The sequence below is a fragment of the Pseudomonas boreofloridensis genome (assembly GCF_030580795.1).
Classification (GTDB): domain Bacteria; phylum Pseudomonadota; class Gammaproteobacteria; order Pseudomonadales; family Pseudomonadaceae; genus Aquipseudomonas; species Aquipseudomonas boreofloridensis.
In genome coordinates this window covers 12,206-34,202 of the sequence record NZ_JAUQOQ010000014.1, presented here as the reverse complement: position 1 = coordinate 34,202, position 21,997 = coordinate 12,206, and the positions used below count along the sequence as shown (strand labels likewise).

Here is a 21,997-nt window from a genome sequence, read left to right as displayed (position 1 = left end):
ACTTGTTTGGAGCGCGCTATGGAGCTGCGTCACCTGCGTTATTTCATCGCGGTCGCCGAGGAGCTGCACTTCGGTCGCGCCGCGCAGCAACTGGGCATTTCCCAGCCACCGTTGAGCCAGCAGATCCAGGCCCTCGAACAGGAGCTCGGTGCCCGACTGTTCGAGCGCACCAACCGCCGGGTGGCACTCAGCGAGGCCGGCCGGCTGTTTCTCGATGAGGCGCGTCAAGTGCTGGCCCAGGTCGACAAGGCCGCCGACGTGGCGCGGCGCGCGCAACTGGGCGAGCTGGGCGAGATGAAGATCGGGTTCACCTCGTCGGCGCCGTTCACGTCGCGTATTCCCCAGGCGATTCACGCCTTTCGCCAGCGTTTTCCGGCTGTTCACTTGCATTTGACGGAAATGAGCAGCCGCGAGGTGGTCGATGCGGTGTTCGACGAGTCCATCGAGGTTGGTCTGATGCGCCCGTTGCCCGTACCCGAGGGGCTGGCGGTCACCGAGCTGTTCCGCGAGCCGCTGGTCGCCGTGCTCAACGCCTCCCACCCGCTGGCGGCGTGTGGTGACGGTGGCGTTCAGATGGCTGATCTGGCCCAGGAGCCGTTCGTGTTCTTCCCGCGCAGCTACGGCAGCGGCCTATACGCGCAGTTGATGGAACTGGCGCGCCAGGCCGGCTTCAGCCCCCATTTCGCCCAGGAGGCAGGCGAGGCGCTGACCATCATCGGCCTGGTGTCGGCCGGGTTGGGCGTGTCGGTGCTGCCGGCCTCGTTCCAGCGCATTCGCATCGACGGTGTGGTCTATCGCACGTTGCTCGACCCGCAGGCAACCAGCGCAGTGTGGCTGGTGCGCCGCGAGGGAGCAGGCTCGGCGATGGCCAATGCGTTTTGCGAGCTGTTGGCTGGTGTGCAAGCGCCCCAAGGCGCTGGATAAAGCGTTGCTGTGCACACATACTCGGGCATTCCTTGATACCCGGAGATCCTGTCATGCGGCGCGTGGTGTTCAATCAGAAAGGTGGCGTGGGCAAGTCGAGCATCGCCTGCAACCTGGCGGCGGTGAGCGCCAGCGAAGGCTATCGCACCCTGTTGATCGACCTGGATGCCCAGGCCAACTCCACCCAGTACCTCACCGGCCTGACCGGCGACGACATTCCCATGGGCATCGCCGACTTTTTCAAGCAGAGCCTGGCCGGCGGGCCGGTCGCGAAGAAGAACAAGGTCGATATCTACGAGACCCCGTTCGACAACCTGCACGTGATCACCGCCACGGCGGAACTCGCCGACCTTCAGCCCAAGCTCGAGGCCAAACACAAGATCAACAAGCTGCGCAAGTTGCTCGACGAGTTGAGCGAAGACTACGAACGGATCTACATCGATACGCCGCCCGCGCTGAACTTCTACGCGGTTTCAGCGCTGATCGCCGCTGATCGTGTGCTGATTCCCTTCGATTGCGACAGCTTCTCGCGCCAGGCCCTGTATGGTCTGCTCGCAGAGATCGAGGAACTCAAGGACGACCACAACGAAGCCCTGGAGGTCGAGGGCATCGTCGTCAACCAGTTCCAGTCTCGCGCCAGCCTGCCGCAGCAGATGCTCGACGAACTGCTGGCCGAGGGGCTGCCGGTGTTGCCGGTGTACCTGGGCAGCTCGGTGAAGATGCGCGAGTCGCACCACGCCAGCCTGCCGCTGATTCATCTGGAGCCACGGCACAAGCTGACGCAGCAGTTCGTCGAGCTGCACTCGCTGCTCGAAGAGAACGCCTAGACGCCCTGCCCGCGCAGCCACTCCAGCAACGATTGCAGTGGCAGTGCGCCGGCCTGGCGGCTGACTTCGCGGCCCTGCTTGAACAGGATCAGGCTGGGGATCGAGCGAATCCCCAGTTGACCGGCCAGGCTGCGGTTGGCTTCGCTGTCCAGCTTGGCCAGGCGGCAGCGGCCGGCGAGCTGGCGGGCGGCCTGGGCGAACGTTGGGGCGAAGCTCTTGCACGGCCCGCACCAATCGGCCCACACGTCCACCAGCAGCGGCAGGTCGCCCTTGATCTGGCTGGCGTAGCTGCGCTCGGTCAGCTCGAAGGGCTGGCCAAGCAGCACCTCCTGCTTGCAGCGCCCGCACTTGGGGCTGTCGCCCAGGCGCTCGGCCGGCAGGCGGTTGAGGCCGTTGCAGTGAGGGCAGGGGATGACCAGGGGTTCAGGCATATCTTCTCCTTGGGGTGCGATAGGGCTATCAGGCCGCGCCTGGCAATCAGGACGAGCAACTGATTTCCAGGTGCTTGCCCCAGGTTGGCGGGCGCTCGGCGTAGGCCTGCATGCCGGGCTGTTCCTCGAACGGCCTGCTCAGCACCTGATGCAAGCGCCGGACTTCACTGTAGTCGCCCGCTTCGGCCGCCTCGATGGCCTGCTGCGCCAGGTAGTTGCGCAGGATGTACAGCGGATTGACCGCGTGCATGCGCGCACGCCGGCCCTGGGCATTGTCGGGTTCGCGCTGGCAGCGTGCCAGGTAGTCGGCGGCCCAGGCGTCGAAGCCGGCGAGGTCGACGAAGTCGTCACGCACCCCGTGTAGCGCCTGTTCGACCGGTTGCTCGCCGAGCCGGCGGAAGAACAGCGTGTAATCCACTGCGCCACGCTGCATGCACTGCAGCAGGCGCTCGACCAGCGCCAGGTCGTCATCTTCAGCACAGGTCAGGCCGAGGCGGCGACGCATCAGGTCCAGGTAGTGGGCCTGGTACAGCGGCAGGAACAGCCCCAGCGTGTCCTTGAGCGCCTCGACCTCCACCACCGTGGTCAAGGCCTGGGCCAGCGCGCTGAGGTTCCAGTGGGCGATCGGCACCTGGTTGGCGTAGCTGTAGCGGCCACGGTCGTCGGAGTGGTTGCAGATGAAGTTGGCGTCGAAGTCGTCGAGGAAGGCGAACGGGCCGAAGTCGAAGGTGATGCCCAGGATCGACATGTTGTCGGTGTTCATCACCCCGTGGCAGAAACCGTAGGCTTGCCAGCGCGCGATCAGCTCGGCGTTGCGCTCGACGATGCTGCGGAACATGGCCAGGTACGGCTGCTCGGCCGCAAGGCACTCGGGGTAGTGCTGTTCGAGCACATGGTCCAGCAGCACCTGCTGCTGCTCGGGTTTCTGCGTGTAGTAGAAATATTCGAAATGGCCGAAGCGGACATGGCTGGGCGCCAGGCGCAGCAGCATGGCCGCGCTTTCCTGGGTTTCGCGCCACACCGGCGTGCTCGAACCGATCACGCACACGGCGCGACTGCTGGGAATGCCCAGCGCGTGCAAGGCTTCGGAGGCGAGGAATTCGCGGATCGACGAGCGCAGCACGGCGCGGCCATCGCCCATGCGCGAATACGGGGTCTGGCCGGCGCCCTTGAGGTGCAGGTCCCAGTGCTCGCCCGCGTCGTTGACCACCTCACCCAGCAGCAGGCCACGACCGTCGCCCAGGCGCGGGTTGTAGCCGCCGAACTGATGGCCGGAATACACCATCGCCCGAGGGTCGGCGTCTTCCCAGAGCGTGTGGCCGCCGAACAGCTCGGCGAACACCGGCAACTCGGCCTGCGCCGGATCCAGATCGAGCAACGCCAGGGCCGCTTCGCTGACCACCACCAGGCGCGGGTCGGCGATCGGCTCTGGCAGCACCTGGGTGGAGAAGGCGTCGCCCAGGCGGGCGAAGCGGTTGTCGAACTGCAGGTGGTCGAGCGTTTTCACGGGCGGCTCCGGGTTGTTGAGGGGCGGTCCAGGTGCAGCGTTGACTGGCATTCTGGGCGCTTGCACCGGTCAGCGTCCAATTCAGCTCGGTGGCGTGCTGCTGTCGGGTGTGTTCTCCAGCGGGATCATCTGCTGTTTGCCGTTCTTGGTGTCCATCAGGAACACCTCCACCTGGCGCACCGAGATCTTGATGTCGTGGGCCTTGAACTCACGGTTGATGTAGCGGTTGATCTCGTCCAGCGTCGGATTGCGGTCGCCCAGGTCGCGCACGTGCATGCGCAGTTCGTGGTCCAGCGAGCTCTCGCCGAATTGCAGGAAGTACACCAGCGGCTCAGGGTCCTTGAGCACCCGGGGATTTTCGTGGGCGCCCTTGAGCAGCAGGTCACGCACCAGGTCCAGGTCCGAGCCGTAGTCGATGCCCAGCTTCAGCGTCACCCGGGTCACCGTGTCGGTCAGCGACCAGTTGATCAACTGCCCGGTGATGAAGGTCTTGTTGGGGACGATGATGTCCTTGCGGTCGAAGTCAGTGATGGTGGTGGCACGGATGCGGATCTTGCTCACCGTGCCGGACAGGTTGCCGATGGTGATGGTGTCGCCGATGCGCACCGGGCGCTCGAACAGGATCATGATGCCGGAGATGAAGTTGGCGAAGATCTCCTGCATGCCGAAGCCCAGGCCCAGCGACAGGGCGGCGACCAGCCATTGCAGCTTGTCCCAGCTCACCCCGAGGGTGGCCAGGGTGCTGACGATGCCCACGCCGACGATCACGTACGACAGCAGCGTGGTGATGGCGTAGGCGCTGCCCTGGGCCAGGCTCAGGCGTGACAGCACCAGCACCTCCAGCAGGCCCGGCAGGTTGCTGGCCAGGGCGATGGTGATGCCGGCGATGACCAACGCGCCGAGCAGGTCGCCGAGGCTGATCGGCACCATGCTGGCGGTGGCGCCGGTGCCGCTGGTGTATTCGTACAGGGTGAAGTTGTTGAGGTAGGAGAACACCGAGATCAGGTCCGACCACACCCAGTACAGGCCGGCGATGAAGCCGCCGAGCAAGGCCAGGCGGATCAGGCGCAGCGACTGCTGGTTGACCTGCTCGATGTCCAGGGTCGGTTCTTCGACGATCACCTCGCCGTCCAGGCCTTCCTTGGCCGCCGCACGCTTGCTCAGCGCGCGTTGGTAGGCCAGGCGCCGCGCCGCGACCGACAGACCGCGCACGAACGCCGCCTCGATCACCAGCCAGAACAGCAGCAGGTACAGCGTATAGATCAGGCGGTCGGTGAGTTTCAGCGCGGTGTAGTAGTAGCCGAAGCACACCGCGACGAACAGCGCGATGGGCAGGGCGGTGAAGGCCACGCCGACGGCCTTGCGAAACAACGAGGTGTTCTGGTGCGCCGGGCTGCTCAACAGCAGGCGGCTGAGCAACCAGGCCATCAGCCCATAGCAAGTCAGGACCACGCCGATGCCGAGCACGTCCTCGGCCAGCGCCGAGGGCTGGTGCTCGGCCACGGCCACCACGCCGACCAAGGCCAGCACCACGGTGCCGAGCCGGCGCACCCAGCCACGCAGGAACTCGACCTGCGGCTTGTGCCAGCGGAAATGCACTTCCGCCACGCCGCCGGGGGCGAGGATGCGGTAGGCGGTGTAGAACACCAGCCAGGCCTGGGCCAGTTGCCAGAGTGCGGCGCCGAGGTTGGCGTTCTGCCCGCGCGCGTCGATCTGCAAGGCGTAGCTGCACAACGCCAGGCCCAGGCTCAGCGGCATCGCCAGGAGGATGTTGATCAAAATCGCCTGGGGCGTGTGCCACTGGCTGTCGCGGCGGAAGTGGCCGATGTCCTGGTGCACCTTGCTCAGGCGCTGGTACAGGTACTTGCGTCGCCACAGCAGCGCGCCGATCACCAGCAGCAGCGGCAGGAACAACAGTGGCCTTTGCAGCAGGCCGTCGGCCAGTTCGTTGATACCCGAGCTCCACGGCAGGCTGGCAACCTGTTCAGCGAGACGCTCCGGCACGTAGCGCAGCCAGTCCCAGTCCAGCGGCTTGTTGCTGGGGATCCAGAACATCTGTTCATCGAGGGTGGTGCGCAGGTTTTGCGCGGTACTGAGCAACTGTTTCTGGTTGAGTTGCAGGGTGATCGATTCGTTGAGCAGCGCCGACAGCTCGCGGTTCAGCCGTTCGAGCAGGTCGCTGCGGGTGATGGCCACTTCCAACAGGGCTTTGCGCAGTTGCGGCGTGACGTCCTGCTCGGGCTGTTTGGACAGCAGGTCGTCGACGTAGCTGATCGGGCTGCTCATCTGCTCGCGCTGCTGGTTGACCTCGAACTGGTAGAGGCGAATATCAGCGATCTGGTCGGCCAGGTCGCGGTCCAGCTTCAGGTGCGGCAGGGCCTGCTTCTGCTTGTAGAGGATCTTGGACAGCAGCAGGCTGCCCTTGAGCACGTTGATCTGCTCGTCCAGGGCCTGGTCGGCCTGGGTCAGGGTATCGAGTTGCTGCTTGGCCTGCAGGTTCTGCTGGGTCAGTTCGTTGAGACGGTCGGTGCTGCGCAGCAGGTAGTCGGAGAGCTTGAGGTTGGCTGCGCTCTCGTTGGCCAGCAGGGTGCTGCCGCCGGCCTTCTGCGCTTCGATGGACTGCTGTGTGACGGTCTGCTGGGACTGCGCCAGGCGCTTTTCGTTGATCAGCGTCTGCAGGTCCTGAATCTCCTGCTCCAGGCGCGCGGTGCGCTCGATCAGCAGGTCATGGCGGGCGCTGCCCAGGTCTTGCAGCAGGCTGTTGCCGGCCAGCTCCTGGCGGCGCAGCAGGGTCAGGGCATTGAGCGAGGCCTGTTCGGCGATGAGCTGGTTGCGCTGGTCGGGGGACAGCGCCTTGCCGTTGTCCTTGCCCGACTTGAGCGCGTTGTTGATCTGCTGGACGCGAGTCTGGTTATTGCTGATCTCGGCCTGGGCACGCTCGGGGCGGGTCTGCGAGTTGATGATCAGGCTGTTGGCTTCGGACAGCGCTTTTTGCAGGTCGCCCTGCTGGGTGCTGCGTTCGCTGAGCATCAATTCGAGCTGCGGCACGCTGAGGTTGGCGTAGCGCTGCGCCACCGGGGTGGGCTTGCTGGTCTTGAGCTTGGCCAGCTCGTGCTGGCTGTCACGGGTTTCCTGGGGCGCGCTGGCGAGCTGCTGCTTGAGTTCGGCGAGCTTGCGGTCGCTGTCGTCCTTGCTGGCGATCAGCGTCAGGGTTTGCTCCAGCACTTGCTGCAGCGCCTTCTGTTCGGCCTCCGGCAGCTTGCGCTCGGCGATCTTGTCGAGGCTGTTCTGAACGCCCGGAGCGGTGGGCATCTCGGCCGCCACGGCGGCAAACGACAGGGAGAGGCACAGCCCGAGCAGGGCTGTGCGGGCATATACGCGCAGGGACATAGGCAGACTACTAGCGAAAGGGCATGAATCGGAGTTTAGAGGAACAGACCGGGTCCGGGTCGGGTTCCTTCGGGGAATCTGACGCCCACTTTCTGGATCTTGTTCCCGTCCATGGTCGCCACCGTCCAGATCGTACCCTGCCATTCCACCTGGTCGCCCACGATGGGCGCGCCGCCGACCTTCTGTCGGATGAACTGCGCCAGCGGGGTGGACGCCTCCAGGCCGTCGAGCGTGAGGCCGTACAGTGCGGCCACCGCGCCCAGTTCGGCATCGCCTTCGAGTACGAAGTCGCCGAAGAAGCGCAGGTCCAGGCCGCGCTGGGGCGCCTGGCTGAACAGCTTGCCCAGGGCCGGCAGGTTGTGTTCATGGCCGATCACGCAGAGCATGTCGTCGACCTCCAGCACGGTGCTGCCGGACGGGTGCAGCAACTGTTGGCCGCGGAACAACGCGGCGATGCGCGTGCCCTCGGGCATCCTCAGCTCGCGCAGGGGCGAGCCGATGCACCATTTTTCCGCGCCGAGGCGATAGACGAACAGCTCCCATTCGCTGGTGATGTGCACCTCCAGCGCCGAGCGGGAAATCGGCGCCGGGTCCGGCGGCACCGTGACCTTCAGCAGCTTGGCCATCCACGGCAGGCTGGTGCCCTGCACCAGCAGCGACACCAGCACGATGAAGAACGCCAGGTTGAAGAACAACTGCGCCTGCGGCAGGCCCGCCATCAGCGGGAACACCGCCAGGATGATCGGGACCGCGCCACGCAGGCCGACCCAGGAAATGAAGCCTTTCTCGCGACCATGGAAGGCCTTGAACGGCAGCAGCGCAGCGACCACCGACAGCGGCCGGGCGATGAGAATCATCCACAGCGCCAGGCCCAGGGCGGGCAAGGCGATGGGCAGCAGGTCGTGCGGGGTGACCAGCAGGCCGAGCACCAGGAACATGCCGATCTGCGCCAGCCAGGCCATGCCGTCGAGCATGTGCAGGATGCCGTGGCGGCTGCGGATCGGCTTGTTGCCCAGCACCAGGCCGCACAGGTAGACGGCGAGGAAGCCGCTGCCATGCAGGGCGTTGGTCAGCGAGAACACCACCAGGCCGCCCGCCACCACCAGGATCGGGTACAGGCCACCGGCCAGGTTGATACGGTTGACCAGTTGCAGCATCAGCCAGCCGCCGCCCAGGCCCAGCAGGCCGCCGATGCCGAACTCGCGCAGCAGGTGGGTCAGCAGGCTCCAGTGCAGGCCGGTCTGGCCGCTGGCGATCATGTCGATGAGCGTCACGGTGAGGAACACCGCCATCGGGTCGTTGCTGCCGGACTCGATCTCCAGGGTGGCGGTCACCCGCTCGTTGAGGCCTTTGCCGCCGAGCAGCGAAAACACCGCAGCAGCGTCGGTGGAGCCAACGATGGCGCCGATCAGCAGGCCTTGGATCAAGCTCAGGTCGAACAGCCAGGCGGCGACCATGCCGGTCAGCGCGGTGGTGATGAGCACTCCGACCGTGGCCAGCGACAGCGCCGGCCACAAGGCCACGCGGAAGCTCGCCACCCGTGTGCGCAGGCCGCCGTCGAGCAGGATCACCGCCAGGGCCAGGTTGCCCACCAGGTAGGCGGTCGGGTAGTTGTTGAAGATGATGCCGCCGCCATCCACGCCGGCAACCATGCCGACCGCGAGGATGATGACCAGGATGGGAATGCCCAGGCGCGAAGACAGCGAGCTGACCAGGATGCTTGCGCCCACCAGCAGTGCGCCGATCAGGAACAGGCTGTTGATGGTACTGGCATCCAAAGGCAGGTACTCCGGGACTTCGCGGGGATGAAGACGTGGTAGTGCTGAAGAGAACTAGCAGGTCGCGTGCCAATCGATTCTAACCTGATGAATTGGCGGCATGTAAAGCGTTTCTGCAGATGTACGAAAGGCACCGTCGAGGTGCCTTTCGTGGGTGCTGCGGTGTGGCGGCGGGTCTCATCGCGGGGCGAGCCCGCTCCCACAGGTTCGCTGTAGGGATCAGCAGCAGCGCCGTTTCAGAGCACTGCGCAGAACCTGTGTAGGCGCGCTTAGCCCTGCTTCACCTCGCGCATCGCCTTGCCCTTCACCGGAGCATCGCCGGCCACATAGTACTTGGCGGTGCTGCGCGGCAGCGGCTGGCGCTGGCGGATCTTGTCGGCGATTTTCTCGGCGATCATGATCGTGGTGGCATTGAGGTTACCGGTGATGATGATCGGCATGATCGAGGCGTCTACCACGCGCAGGCCTTGCATGCCGTGCACGCGGCCTTCGCCATCGACCACCGCCATGTCGTCGGTACCCATCTTGCACGAGCACGACGGGTGGAAAGCGGTCTCGGCGTGCTCGCGGATGAATTTGTCCAGTTCCTCGTCGGTCTGCACGTGCTCGCCCGGGCTGATCTCACGACCCCGATACGGATCCAGCGCCGGCTGGGCCATGATCTCGCGGGTCAGGCGGATGCCGTCGCGGAATTCCTGCCAGTCCTGCTCGGTGGCCATGTAGTTGAACAGGATGCTCGGGTGCTGGCGCGGATCTTTCGACTTGGCCTGCACGCGGCCACGGCTCGGCGAACGCATCGAGCCCATGTGCGCTTGGAAGCCGTGCTCCTTCACGCCGTTGGAGCCGTTGTAATTGATGGCCACCGGCAGGAAGTGATACTGGATGTTCGGCCATTCGAACTCAGGACGGGTGCGGATGAAACCGCCGGCCTCGAACTGGTTGCTGGCGCCGATGCCAGTGCCGTTGAACAGCCACTCGGCACCGATGGCCGGCTGGTTCCACCACAGCAGCGACGGGTACAGCGACACTGGTTGGGTGCAGGCGTATTGCAGGTACAGTTCCAGGTGGTCCTGCAGGTTCTCGCCGACGCCCGGCAGTTCGTGGACCACGGGAATGTCGAGGCTGTCGAGCAGGGCGCGGGGGCCGACGCCGGAGCGCTGCAGCAATTGCGGCGAGGCGATGGCCCCGGAGCTGACGATCACTTCCTTGCGTGCACGCGCTTGCACGCGCTCTTCGCTGTCGCCGACCAGGTAGGTCACGCCGACGGCGCGTTTGCCTTCGAACAGGATACGGTCGCTCAGGGCGTGGGTGACGATGGTCAGGTTGGGACGCTTCTTGGCCTGGTCCAGGTAGCCACGGGCAGTGCTGGAGCGGCGGCCGTTCTTGGTCACCGAGCGGTCCATCGGGCCAAAGCCTTCCTGCTGGTAGCCGTTGAGGTCTTCGGTGCGCGGGTAACCGGCTTGCACGCCGGCTTCGACCATGGCGTGGAACAGCGGGTTGTTGCCGGCCTTGGGCGTGGCCACGCTGACCGGGCCTTCGCCGCCGTGGTAGTCGTTGGGGCCGATGTCACGGGTTTCGGCCTTGCGGAAGTAGGGCAGGCAGTCGAGGTAGGTCCAGTCCTCCAGGCCTGGCAGTTTCGCCCAGCCGTCGAAGTCCATGGCGTTGCCGCGGATGTAGCACATGCCGTTGATCAGCGACGAGCCACCGAGGCCCTTGCCGCGACCACATTCCATGCGGCGGCCATCCATGTGCGGCTCTGGATCGGTCTCGTAGGCCCAGTTGTAGCGCTTGCCCTGCAACGGGAAGGCCAGGGCGGCGGGCATCTGGGTACGGAAGTCGAAGCGATAGTCAGGGCCGCCCGCTTCGAGCAGCAGCACCGACACGCTGGCGTCTTCGGTCAGGCGGGTGGCCAGGGTGTTACCGGCCGAACCGGCACCGACGATAATGTAATCGTATTCCATGGGGAGGCTTCCTCCGGGAGCAGTTGCAAGCTTCAAGCCTCGAGCTTCAAGAAGAAGCGTTCGCGCCAAGCTTGCGATTGATTGGGTCCTGCAAGATCGGTGAGGTGATACGCGCCTCACGTTCCCTGCAGCTTGCCGCTAAGGACTTACGGCTGCGCGTTGCCTGCAAGGGCCGGCGGCTATCGCCGACCGGCTCTTTCTTGCAGCTTGTGCTGATGACTTGCAGCTAGCCGCTCGCGGCTGTCTGTCAGAAGACCGACGTGTAGCCGCCCAGTTCGACCTGGACCGACTTGATACGGGTGTACTGGGCCAGCGAGCTGACGCCGTTTTCGCGGCCAACGCCCGATTGCTTGTAGCCACCGACCGGCATTTCGGCCGGCGATTCGCCCCAGGCGTTGATCCAGCAGATGCCGGCTTCGAGCTGGTGGATGATGCGGTGGGCGCGGCTCAGGTCGTTGGTGCACACGCCGGCGGCCAGGCCGTACTCGGTGTCGTTGGCGCGGCGTACGGCTTCTTCCTCGGTCTCGTAGCTGAGGATGCTCATCACGGGGCCGAAGATCTCTTCCTTGACGATAGTCATGTCGTCGCGGCAGTCGGTGAATACGGTCGGTGCAACGAAGGCGCCCTTGGCGAAGGCGCCGTCGGTCAGGCGCTCACCGCCGCACAGCACGCGGGCACCTTCTTCCTTGCCCTTGGCGATGTAGCCCAGCACGCTTTCCATGTGGGCGAAGCTCACCAGTGGACCGAAGTTGGTGTTGTCATCTTCCGGGTTGCCGACGCGGATGCGCGCGACGCGCTCGAGGATCTTGGCCTCGAAGGCGGCTTTGAGCGAAGCAGGAATGAACACGCGGGTGCCGTTGGTGCACACCTGACCCGAGCTGTAGAAGTTGGCCATCATGGCGATGTCGGCGGCCTTGTCCAGGTCGGCGTCGGCGCAGATGATCAGCGGCGACTTGCCGCCCAGCTCCATGGTCACTTCCTTGAGCGAGGAGCTCGAAGCGCTGGCCATGACCTTCTTGCCGGTGGTGGTGCCGCCGGTGAAGGAGACTTTCTCGATGCGTGGGTGCTCGGTGAGCCAGGTGCCCACTTCGCGGCCGCTGCCGGTCAGCACGTTGAATACGCCGTCCGGCAGGCCGGCTTCGGTGTAGATCTCGGCCAGTTTCAAGGTGGTCAGCGAGGTGACTTCCGACGGTTTGAAGATCATCGCGTTGCCGGCGGCCAGGGCTGGTGCGGATTTCCACAGGGCAATCTGGATCGGGTAGTTCCACGCGCCGATGCCAGCGGTCACGCCCAGCGGTTCGCGACGGGTGTAGACGAAGGACGATTCGCGCAGCGGGATCTGCTCGCCTTCGATGGCGGGCACCAGGCCAGCGTAGTATTCCAGCACGTCGGCGCCGGTGACGATGTCGACGTAGCGGGTTTCGGAGTACGACTTGCCGGTGTCCAGGGTTTCCAGCATGGCCAGCTCGTCGTTGCGCTCGCGCAGGATGTCGACGGCGCGGCGCAGGATGCGCGAACGCTGCATGGCGGTCATCGCGGCCCAGACTTTCTGGCCCCGCTCGGCGCTCTCGACGGCGCGCTCGACGTCAGCCTCGGTCGCACGCTGGACGTGGGCCAGCACTTCGCCAGTGGCCGGGTTGATGGCTTCGAAGGTGGCGTCGCTGCCAGCGTCGACATAACCGCCATCGATGTAGAGTTTTTGCGTTCCGAAACGGGCCATAGAATCCTCGCAAGTGCAGTGTGTGATTGGCTAGCCGCCTCGTGCGCCTGCCTTCAGGGCAGCGGTCGCGGGCGGTTGTGCAGCGGCCTGGGGAGCCAGGTTGTGCTGTTTAGCCAGTTGTAGATCCATGTATTCGTAGGCGATGCGTATCGCCTGTTCCGTGTCGAACGCATCGCCCGACAGCGCGCCGCGCAGCCACAGACCATCGATCAGGGCCGCCAGGCCGCGAGCTGCCTTGCGCGCATGGTAGAGCGGCAGGACGCGGCGAAACTGACAACACAGGTTGGAGTACAGGCGGTGGTCGTTGATCCGCTGCAACCTGTGCAAGGACGGTTGGTGCATGCTCGAGGCCCAGAACGCCAGCCAGGTCTTCATGGCCGGACCGTTCACCTGGCTGGCATCGAAGTTGCCCTCGATGATCGCCTGCAGGTGGGCTCGCGGAGTGTCTTCATGCAGCGCCTCGCGGCGTGCGCTGACCCCTTCGCTGAGCATCTTCATGACGTAACTCATGGTCGCTGCGATCAGGCCGTTCTTGTCCTGAAAGTAGTGACTGATGATGCCGTTGGACACGCCGGCCAAACGGGCAATCAGCGCAATGCTGGCATCTCCCAGTCCGACCTGATCGACCGCCTGTAACGTGGCTTCGATCAACTGCTGGCGGCGGATGGGTTGCATACCGACCTTGGGCATCGTGCTATCTCCTCAGGCCTGCGAGCGGACGAGACGCCTCCGACTCGGCGAGGGCCAGTCTATTTTGTTTTGATTGAACGTTCAATCAATAAAGAATAAGCTCTGCGACAATTTGTGCCATTGACAGCTTTTGAGGCTGCTCCAGCGACACGGATTGACACCCCAGGAAATCGTGAAACCCCCGTGATACAGGGCGTTTGCGGGTAGGAATGGTGCAGCGACAGATCCCGCCGGGCGGTCATCGACCGTGCGGCAGACCTTTGGAGCGGGTCCGGCGAACTGCGACAGATGCGCGCATCCCACGCGGATGATCGTGCTGAAATCCGGCCAGCCACTCTGTTTTTTTGCAGCGATTCGGTTCGGGTTCACGGTTTCCAAGGTGCTTTTATAACACCTGACGCAGTGGGGGGATTCCACCAATTGCTCGGGACAAGACTGAAATTAGCCTCCACCGCCGCACTGCCCGGAGCATTCGTGCAATGAGTTCTGCCTCCCTGACAAAGCCCCCCGCCGAGAGGGTTCGGGTCAACCGCGTGGTGTTCTACACCTCTGCGCTGCTGATCCTCGCGTTGACTGCCTTGCTTATCGCTGTACCCGAAACCGCCGGTCAGGTGCTGAGCGTCGCTCAGCAATGGCTGACACGCAGCTTCGGCTGGTACTACATGCTGGTGATCTGCGGTTACCTGCTGTTCGTCATCTACCTGGCCTTCTCCGACTACGGCAAGCTCAAGCTGGGCGGCAAGGACGACCAGCCCGACTTCAGCTATGGCGCCTGGGCCGGCATGCTGTTTTCCTCCGGCATCGGCATCTCGCTGCTGTACTTCGGCGCGTCCGAGCCGCTGGACCACTACTTCAACCCGCCCGAAGGCACGCCCGCCAGCCTGGAAGCGGCGCGTCAGGGCCTGCAACTGACCTTCCTGCACTGGGGCCTGCATGGCTGGGCGATCTACGCCCTGGTCGGCCTGGCCGTGGGTTACTTCGCCTATCGCCACAACCAGCCGCTGGCGCTGCGCTCGGCGCTGTACCCGCTGGTGGGTGAACGTTGGGTCAAGGGTGCGGCGGGCAACGCCGTGGACATCTTCGGCATGTTCGTCACCCTGCTGGGCCTGGTGACCAACCTGGGCATCGGCTCGATGCAGGTGGCCTCGGGCCTCGAATACCTGTTCGGCATGGACCACAGCAAGACCAACCTGCTGGTGGTGATCCTGGTGATGGCCGGTGTTGCCACCGTGGCCGCGGTGTCGGGTGTGGAAAACGGCATTCGCCGCCTGTCCAACCTCAACATCGTGCTGTTCAGCGGTCTGCTGATCTTCGTACTGCTCGGCGGTGAGACCCTGCACCTGCTCAACGGCTTCGTGCAGAACATCGGCGACTACCTCAATGGCCTGGTGCTCAAGACCTTCGACCTCTATGTCTACGAAGGCGAGGCCGGCAAGTCCGAGCGCTGGCTGGGCCTGTGGACCGTGTTCTACTGGGCCTGGTGGATCTCCTGGGGTCCGTTCGTCGGCATGTTCATCGCGCGGATTTCCAAGGGGCGCACCGTGCGCCAGTTGGTCAGCGGCGTGCTGCTGATCCCACTGGGCTTCACCCTGGCGTGGCTGTCGATCTTCGGCAATACCGCGCTGGACCTGGTGATGAACCACGGCGCCGTGGAACTGGGCAAGACCGCCCTGGAGCAGCCGTCGATGTCGATCTACCAACTGCTGGAATACTTCCCGGCAGCCAAGATCGTCATCGGTGTCGCCGTGTTCGTCGGCTTCGTGCTGTTCCTCACCCCCGCCGACTCGGGCGCGGTGATGATGGCCAACCTTTCCTGCACCGGCGGCCAGGTGGACGAGGACGCGCCGCACTGGATGGTGGTGTTCTGGTCGGTGATCATCACGCTGGTGACCATCGGTCTGTTGTTCGCTGGCAACTTCGAGGCCATGCAGACCATGGTGGTGCTGGCCGGTCTGCCGTTCTCGGTGGTGCTGGTGCTGTTCATGTTCGGCTTGTACAAGGCCATGAAGCAGGACGTGGCAGTCGAGCAGGAGCGCGCCGAGCTGGCAGCCCGTGGCCGTCGCGGCTTCAGCGAGCGTCTGACCCAGCTCGAACTGCAGCCGACCCAGGCTGTGGTGCAGCGCTTCATGGACCGCCAGGTCAGCCCGGCGCTCAAGGAGGCGGCTGAGCAGCTCCGCGCCCTGGGCTTCCAGGTCGAGACCCGCGTCGGTCAGTCGCGCAACATGATGGGCGTGCGGGTGATGATGGAAGAGGGCAACCCGTTCGTCTACGAAGTGAGCCTGGACGGCTATCTGGCTGCACCGAACGAGGCGTCGCCCGAGGGCGAGGCAGAAGTGCGCCAGCGCTTCTACCGTGCCGAGGTCTATCTGCATGACGGCAGCCAGGAATACGACCTGATGGGCTTCACGTCCGAGCAGATCGTGCGCGACGTGCTGGATCAGTTCGAAAGCCACCGCCAGGTGCTGGGCCGCGTCTACAGCTGAGCCGTCATGGCGCAGGCAGTAGATGGTCGGTGCGTACCACCGAATGACTGCCGTTGATGTCCTCGCCTCGGGTGCAGAGTTTCAACGGCAGTTGCTGGGGCTTGAAGGCATACACCTCGTGGCGCGCCCGTCGGTAGCCCGACGGGTTCTCGCAATCGGTCGACTGCGGCGGGCCGCGCTTGACGAAGTAGCGCACCAGATCCGGCGGGTGGCGGGTCCAGGTCACCTCCAGGCTGGCGTCCTCCAGGCGTCGGATCGACACGTCCGGGTCAGGTACTGGCGCAGCGGGAAGCAGATTGACCGGCAGGCTCAGACTGTTGGCCATCAAGCCTGGCGAGGGTCGCTGATCGGCGCCCTCGACGCCGATCAAGCACAGGAAGTACCAGCCCGGCGTCGTGCCAATCGGTGTGTCGATGCGGTTCTGCGCGGCCTCGATCGTGCCGCTGTAGTGCAGCGGATCCTCGCAGGCCTTCGGATCCTGCACGGTCTTGTAGCGATAGCGCGGCGTGTCCAGGGCGAAGGTCATGCCCCACGTCGGCGCCTCGATCTGCCCGTTGGCATCCAGCGCCAGCTTGCGCATGAATGCGATGCGCTCCTGGATCTCGATGTGCACAGCGGGCAGCAAGGTGCAGTCGGGGTTTTCCAGGTCTGCACGCCCCTGTCGCCAGCAGCCTGACAAGCGTTGCACCGGCATGGCGTAATTGAGCGCCTGTCCGGTCACCGCTTCGGCATGATCGAACGCGCACGGGCTGTTGCGCTCGCAGCGCGTCGAATCGGCGACCCCGACACTGTTGATGACGGCGATCAAGCGTTGCCCGTCCTCGCTGATCACCGGGCTGCCCGAGGCGCCCTCGGCGATGCCCGCGCAGTCGTTGCGCTCGATGTCGCGCCAGACCCAGGGGTATTCGATGGCATGGCTGGCACGCTGTTGCGTGCAGCGCATCAGGCGCAGGCCCTCATCAGGCACACTGGGCTCGCCAATCACCATCACCGGCGTGGCCGTGTCCGGTCGCTCGCCCAGCCGTAGGGGCTCGATACCCTGGGCCATGACGTCCTGCAAGCTGGCATCGAGCTCGAGCAACGCCAGGTCGGTGCTCTGCATGCTGCTCCACACCCGCTGCTTGAGCGCGAAGGTGACGCGCTGCTCGGACGTGTCGATGAAATAGTTGAAGGCCACCGAGCCCTCGGCCGGCACGTCATGGGCGACCACGCCGTTGCGTGGATCCAGGCAATGGGCGGCGGTGACCACGTAGGCAGGCCCGGACGACTGGCCTGAGGGCTCGCGGGTGTCGAGCAAGGTGGCGATGCATTGATGCGTGCCGTGCTGGGTGCTCAGGCGGCCGATACCGTTCCACTGCACGCTCTGCAACTGGGCATTGAGCAGCGGCACAGGATCGGCGGCGACCACGACGTCGGCGCGAAACGCCAGCAGAAGCCAGGTAGCAGATACGGATAGGGCGGAGCGTGACGGCATGGCGAATTCCTCTGGACGGTTGCCATGAGGTTGCCGCCGTGGCGCAGACCATCCGCGTTACATAGTGCTGACGATCGAGTGCCAGCGATAAGTACGGCCAGTCGGTGTGGGCACCGAGCTAGGGTCGGGGTCCGTTCCCAGCGAGACGTCGTCATGACCGATACCGTCGTTTCATCGCCCGACTTTTGCCTGCTCGTGCGCGCCCAGTTCGCCAGCCGTCCCACGTTGCGACAGGTGCTCAGCCGCCAACTCCTGCTAGCGCTGGTCGAGCAGTACCCGCTGATCGCCCGCCAGCGTCCCGAGCTGGTCGACGCCGACAGGCTCAGCGTGGCCACTCCCAGCCCGGACGGCGAGCAGGTCGCTTTGCGCCCGCTGGTCGATGAGGTGCTGCAGGCCTGCCTCAACGGCGTCCTGCTGGATTTCCCCGCCGTGGCCAACACCAAGCCCTACCTGACGCTCGATCGCAAACGCTTGTTCGCCATCGAGGATCCGTTCGAAACGGCTGACGGCGATCAGATCGACTTGCAGCGCCTGATCGAGCCGTTCAACGATGTGCTGTTGCTGACCGCGGCCCACTTCCGTCAAGCGCAGGTCGATTACTGGCGCGCGCCAGGCAGCATGGGCGCTAGCCGAGACCGCTGCCTGCAGCAAACGATCCGCGCGGCGCTGCTGTACAACCTCCCGCTCAACGGCCTCGATGCGCGCCAGCAGGCGTGCATTCATGGCCTGCTCAAGGGCGGACGTGAGCAGCCGGCGGTGTTCATGGTGCAGATCGATCTGCTGCACGACGCCCGCACGAGCAGCACGTTTCTCACCGATCTGTTCGTGCAGGGGCAGTTGGATGAGGCTGAGGTGGTCCTGTGGTGTCGCCCGTCCGGCGTGATCTGGGCGTTCGACGGCCTCGATGCGCTGACCGATGCTTTGGCCGACGAGTACGCGCCGTCTGCCCAGGGTGTCGGCCTGACCTGGCATCGCCACGTGCTCGAGGGCGACCCCTTCGCACAACTGACGGCGTTGTTGCAGGAGCGCATGCTCGAACAGGTGCAGGCCCTCGACCGTCTGTCACTGCGCAGCGTGGCTGAACTGGAGCACGCGTATCTGGCGCTCACCGACCCGTCACGCTGGTTTCTCGAAGGCTACATCACCCAGGCACAGATCAAAGGCGTGCCACCGTCGGGCGTGTTCCGGCTCAGTCCAACGGACAGCTTCGCCTGCCAATCGGCGCTGTACGAACTGGCGCTGGCCCAGGCCGAGTCCGGTGGCGCCGCGGCCTTGGGCGAGGTGCTGGACCTGCACAGTTACGCCAGCCAGCAACTGCGCCAGCAACTGCTGGCCGATCACCCGATCGATGCCAATTACTGGCCAGACGACCTGATGCTCGAGCTCACCACCGCCTGGGGCGTGCCAGGCGGGGCGGGTGCTGGCACGGGCGACGGGGCACTGGAGCGGCGCAGTGTCAGCCTGACCCAGTTCGCCATCGCCAATCTTGCGTCGCTGCAAGGCGCATCCATCACTGCCATCCGACACCGCGATGGCCAGTTGATCATGGCGTGGATGAACGCCGACTACGTCAAGGCGTTGGTGGAGCGGGTGGACATCGGCGGCAGCTTTCCACTGTACGTCGCAGCGCAACTGGACGAGCCGAGCGGCTACTCGATGCGTGTACAGCAGTTCGCTCGACAGTGGCGCAGCGCACTGCTGTTCAGCGCCCTTCGCGCGCGGTTGCACGGACGGATCTGCGAACCCAGTCTGCAAGCGGTCAGCGACTACTGCGCAGGACGCATCGATGCCAGCCTGCCGGCGAGCATGCTGATGCCATTGGCCCTGCGCCGTGCGCCCGACAGCCCGGCATGCGATGTGGTGCAGGGCATGTATGTGCTGTTCAACGCGGCGCTGAACAACGTCATCCTCTATCGGCCGTTGTACGGCAAGGCCGCCGTGCTCGAGTTCGCGAGTATCGACGCCATGATGCAGGCCGTGCGCGAAGACAAGGACTTGCAAGCCAGCCTGCTCGACTGGTTGCCGCCGCAGGCGCGCCCGGTCTACGACCACGGCGGATTCACCGAACCGCACCTGGGAACGCCGATCGTCGACACCTCGATTCTGCCCGCGCCCGTGGCACCGGTGCAGTTCTGGCCGCGCTACTGGCGCAGCGAGGTGGACCTGCAGCTCTACCAGGCCAACCGCGATCTGCTGGTGACCCTGGCGGACCGCGATTCGGTGTCCAACGCCGAGAGTCGCTGGGCGCTGCTGGTCCAGGGCGCATGGCTGCTGTTCGACGTTGCCAGCCTGTTGCTACGCGGCCCGGTGGCGACGGTGCTGTGGCTGGTGCAGATGTTCGATGCCGCGAGTGCCGACGTGCAGGCGTTGCGCGAGGGCAGCGCGTTCGAGCGCTCGGCGGCCTTGGTCGACATGCTGTTGAACTTGGTCATGGTGATAGGGCACGCCTATGCGCCTGCGGTGTCGCGAGTGCCGGCCAGGCTACCGGATGCAGCCCAGATGCGCGGTCTTGCAGCCGGTGCGGCGCTGCCGATCACCGAGCGCCCCCCCGCGCCTGCGCAGGGCAAGGTGTTCATGGCCGGCGCGCTCGCCAAGCCGCAGGCACTGCTGGACTTCTCCTTCAGTGGCGGTAGCGGATTCAACCTGCTGCCACCGGAACGACTTCGCCAGTTGGAGGCCATGCGCAGCGAGCGTGCGCTGGACGGACTGACCCCACTCGCACAGGGCGCTGCCGCCGGCCTGTACCTCATCGAGGATCAACATTACGTCGGGCTGCGTGGCGATGCCTATCGCGTCACGCTGGGCGAAGAAGGTGTGCGCATCGTCGACGCGCAAGGCAATCCTGGGCCCTGGGTAGAGCGCTATGGTGCCGGCTGGCGAATCGACGTCGGGCAACGACTGCGTGGAGGTATGCCGAAAAGCCGCATTGCCCGCAAGCGCGAGGAGAACATCGCCGCAGAAGCACGGATAAGGGAGCAGGACGTGCAGCTGACCGGTCAGCGCAACAGCCTGGGACAGGCTTTCGGTAAGCATCTGGACGAGGTGGACAAGACCACGGCGAAGATCGACGAGTTGCAGGCGCTGGAGTCTTTGGACGAGCGCCAGCGCGAGTTGCTCGACCTGCACATCCAGGTGCGCCGGGCACAACGCAACGTGCTGGCGAAGGATCTCAAGAACCTCATCGAGCATGACCTCAAACATGAGGCGCTGTTGATGAGCACCGGCTCTGTGAAGCTGTCCAGTCAGGTGGTGGCCGACGCGCTACTGCATCAGCGCAGCCTGTTGCGCCAGGGCCTGATCGCCGCCTGCGAGCATCGCTACAACCTGCTGGCGACGCTTATCAACGATGAGGCGATCGACGCTCAACGTCGGGCGATCGCGATCCTGCCCGAGACCGACGAGGAAAAGCAGCAGTATCTGCGCCTGGTTGCGTCGCTGGAGCGCGTCGAGCAGTTGGGCATCGAACTGGTCGCGCACGCGGGGCGTTTCGATGCGCTGCTGGAAAGCACGCTCAAGGACGACGGTATCGTCTTTCGCGACGATGACGACCAGCCGGTCAACAAGCACCATGAACTGGACAAGGTGATCGAGCAGCGGCGGCACAACGCCGTCGATGTGGAGTTTCGTTTGCTCGAAGACCTTGGCGAGCTGTGCCTGGACCGCCTCAAGGGCTCTACCGAGGAGGAGGTCGCGGACCATGACGAATTGTTGGTCAGCGACGCCTTGCGCAGCGCCGGTAGCGCACATGGCGAACTGGCGGCCAGCGATCTGTCCGAGGAGGAGCGCGTGGCGGTGCTCAACGATGTGATCGAGGCCTACGAGGAAACCATCGGCAGCGCCGAGTATCTGACCAGCACCCAGCCGGCGCTGATTCGCCAGGACAAGCTGCAGTCTTTTCTCAACGTTGCGCGGCGGCTCAAAGCGCTGGCCACTGAACAGATGAGCGCCAGTGTCCGCGAAATCGAACTGAGCGAGCCGGTGCCCCAGCGCACCCCGGTGTATGCGCCGCGCGGCGGTATTCGTCGGGTGGTCAGAACCCAGCGCGGGCGCAATGTGGTGGGTGTGGAGGCCACGGGGGAGGACGGCGAAGCCGTCGTGCAGCAGAGGGACAGTCATGACAATGTGCTCAGAACGTTCCGTCGCCAAGCCAGTCAGTGGCGCGAAGTGGCGGATGAGCTCAAAGAACGGCCTGCCGTCGGGCCTGCACCGCAGCCGGAGGTTCTGCGCACCCAGGTGCAGGCGCTGATTGCCGGCGTGAACCCAACCATCAACATGGCCAAGCGGTTCTTCGGTCACGATGAACCCCTGGGGCTGTCGACGGTGATCGACCTGCATGTGAAGGATCTTCAGCACAGGCTGGCGCAGTTGCCACGCAGTGGCCAGGACGGTGAGTTGATCGAGAGGGCCCAGGCAGCCATCCAAGAGCTGGAGGACAGCAAGCGCGATCTGCTGGTCACCCTTTACCTGACGACACGCACACCAACGCTCAATGCCTTGAAGTACCTGCATTCCATTGGTGAGCTCATCATCGAGCGGCGTGATCGACGTTTATCGCTGTCCGATGGTGATTACTTGGACACTTATGAAATCCGGCGGGTGACCGGCAGAAAGCTGTGGGAGGCCCATTTCCATTACCCCGCCGAGGAGACCGCCGACCGCGAGTTCCTCCGGGGTCATCTCAAGCTCTGGGAGCAGCGCAAGCTGGGCGCACAAGCGCAGTTGCGTGCGGCAAAGCGCAACCAGGTGCTCAAGGTGTATCGCGGGCAACTGCGCAAGGGCGACGTCGAGGGCATCATTCCCTTCGAGTGAGCA

The 21,997-nt window shown here is 64.8% G+C and carries 12 protein-coding genes and 1 pseudogene; 5 read left to right on the top strand and 8 right to left on the bottom strand.

Annotated elements, in window-relative coordinates; translation table 11 throughout:
* The first annotated feature begins 18 nt into the window (after positions 1 to 18).
* Together Q6A47_RS16695 and Q6A47_RS16690 are read left to right on the top strand one after the other, a co-directional pair.
* Positions 19 to 924: a LysR family transcriptional regulator gene (locus Q6A47_RS16695; RefSeq protein WP_039582592.1), complete on the top strand. Its 906-nt coding sequence runs from the start codon at positions 19 to 21 to the stop codon at positions 922 to 924.
* A 53-nt stretch (positions 925 to 977) separates the two neighbouring features.
* Entirely contained in the window at positions 978 to 1,751 is a 774-nt protein-coding gene (locus tag Q6A47_RS16690; protein WP_029613852.1) for a ParA family protein, read from the top strand.
* Here Q6A47_RS16690 and trxC read toward each other — a convergent pair.
* The 7 genes from trxC to betI all read right to left on the bottom strand — a co-directional run bounded on the left by trxC (position 1,748) and on the right by betI (position 13,228).
* The gene (trxC, locus tag Q6A47_RS16685; protein WP_039582593.1) at positions 1,748 to 2,182 is read right to left on the bottom strand and encodes a thioredoxin TrxC; all 435 of its coding nucleotides are present in this window, start codon (positions 2,180 to 2,182) and stop codon (positions 1,748 to 1,750) included. The genes Q6A47_RS16690 and trxC overlap by 4 nt on opposite strands.
* Positions 2,183 to 2,228: 46 nt before the next feature.
* Positions 2,229 to 3,689 carry a protein adenylyltransferase SelO gene (gene selO, locus Q6A47_RS16680; RefSeq protein ID WP_304484845.1) on the bottom strand — a complete coding sequence of 487 codons (1,461 nt, stop codon included), beginning with the start codon at positions 3,687 to 3,689 and terminating at the stop codon, positions 2,229 to 2,231.
* 81 nt (positions 3,690 to 3,770) lie between these two features.
* On the bottom strand, positions 3,771 to 7,079 hold the full coding sequence (gene mscK, locus Q6A47_RS16675) for a mechanosensitive channel MscK (RefSeq protein ID WP_029613850.1): 3,309 nt from the start codon (positions 7,077 to 7,079) through the stop codon (positions 3,771 to 3,773).
* A 35-nt stretch (positions 7,080 to 7,114) separates the two neighbouring features.
* Positions 7,115 to 8,857 carry a potassium/proton antiporter gene (locus Q6A47_RS16670; RefSeq protein ID WP_304484844.1) on the bottom strand — a complete coding sequence of 581 codons (1,743 nt, stop codon included), beginning with the start codon at positions 8,855 to 8,857 and terminating at the stop codon, positions 7,115 to 7,117.
* Positions 8,858 to 9,126: 269 nt separating this feature from the next.
* Positions 9,127 to 10,818, bottom strand: coding sequence for a choline dehydrogenase (gene betA, locus Q6A47_RS16665; RefSeq protein WP_029613849.1), 1,692 nt, complete (start codon positions 10,816 to 10,818; stop codon positions 9,127 to 9,129).
* A 247-nt stretch (positions 10,819 to 11,065) separates the two neighbouring features.
* Positions 11,066 to 12,538: a betaine-aldehyde dehydrogenase gene (gene betB / locus Q6A47_RS16660; protein ID WP_116887369.1), complete on the bottom strand. Its 1,473-nt coding sequence runs from the start codon at positions 12,536 to 12,538 to the stop codon at positions 11,066 to 11,068.
* A 30-nt stretch (positions 12,539 to 12,568) separates the two neighbouring features.
* A complete protein-coding gene (gene betI, locus Q6A47_RS16655) occupies positions 12,569 to 13,228 on the bottom strand; it encodes a transcriptional regulator BetI (protein WP_029613847.1) in 660 nt (219 codons plus the stop codon).
* A 536-nt stretch (positions 13,229 to 13,764) separates the two neighbouring features.
* Here betI and Q6A47_RS16650 point away from each other — a divergent pair.
* Positions 13,765 to 15,299 (top strand): annotated as a pseudogene (locus Q6A47_RS16650) (BCCT family transporter); the annotation flags it as partial.
* 55 nt (positions 15,300 to 15,354) lie between these two features.
* The gene (locus Q6A47_RS16645) at positions 15,355 to 15,711 is read left to right on the top strand and encodes a hypothetical protein (protein WP_304484843.1); all 357 of its coding nucleotides are present in this window, start codon (positions 15,355 to 15,357) and stop codon (positions 15,709 to 15,711) included.
* 4 nt (positions 15,712 to 15,715) lie between these two features.
* Here Q6A47_RS16645 and Q6A47_RS16640 read toward each other — a convergent pair whose 3' ends face one another.
* On the bottom strand, positions 15,716 to 17,185 hold the full coding sequence (locus Q6A47_RS16640) for a trypsin-like serine peptidase (RefSeq protein ID WP_304484842.1): 1,470 nt from the start codon (positions 17,183 to 17,185) through the stop codon (positions 15,716 to 15,718).
* A gap of 153 nt (positions 17,186 to 17,338) precedes the next feature.
* Between Q6A47_RS16640 and Q6A47_RS16635 the strand changes: the two genes are divergently transcribed.
* Complete coding sequence (locus Q6A47_RS16635) at positions 17,339 to 21,994, top strand: dermonecrotic toxin domain-containing protein (RefSeq protein WP_304484841.1); 4,656 nt, start codon at positions 17,339 to 17,341, stop codon at positions 21,992 to 21,994.
* Positions 21,995 to 21,997 lie beyond the last annotated feature (3 nt).

Bases quoted from the DNA above. Each gene is read 5' to 3' on its own strand.
- Q6A47_RS16640 (WP_304484842.1), bottom strand. From the start codon at position 17,185: ATGCCGTCACGCTCCGCCCTATCCGTATCTGCTACCTGGCTTCTGCTG.
- Q6A47_RS16695 (WP_039582592.1), top strand. From the start codon at position 19: ATGGAGCTGCGTCACCTGCGTTATTTCATCGCGGTCGCCGAGGAGCTG.
- betB (WP_116887369.1), bottom strand. From the start codon at position 12,538: ATGGCCCGTTTCGGAACGCAAAAACTCTACATCGATGGCGGTTATGTC.
- betI (WP_029613847.1), bottom strand. From the start codon at position 13,228: ATGCCCAAGGTCGGTATGCAACCCATCCGCCGCCAGCAGTTGATCGAA.
- Q6A47_RS16690 (WP_029613852.1), top strand. From the start codon at position 978: ATGCGGCGCGTGGTGTTCAATCAGAAAGGTGGCGTGGGCAAGTCGAGC.
- Q6A47_RS16635 (WP_304484841.1), top strand. From the start codon at position 17,339: ATGACCGATACCGTCGTTTCATCGCCCGACTTTTGCCTGCTCGTGCGC.
- mscK (WP_029613850.1), bottom strand. From the start codon at position 7,079: ATGTCCCTGCGCGTATATGCCCGCACAGCCCTGCTCGGGCTGTGCCTC.
- betA (WP_029613849.1), bottom strand. From the start codon at position 10,818: ATGGAATACGATTACATTATCGTCGGTGCCGGTTCGGCCGGTAACACC.
- trxC (WP_039582593.1), bottom strand. From the start codon at position 2,182: ATGCCTGAACCCCTGGTCATCCCCTGCCCTCACTGCAACGGCCTCAAC.
- Q6A47_RS16645 (WP_304484843.1), top strand. From the start codon at position 15,355: ATGGACCGCCAGGTCAGCCCGGCGCTCAAGGAGGCGGCTGAGCAGCTC.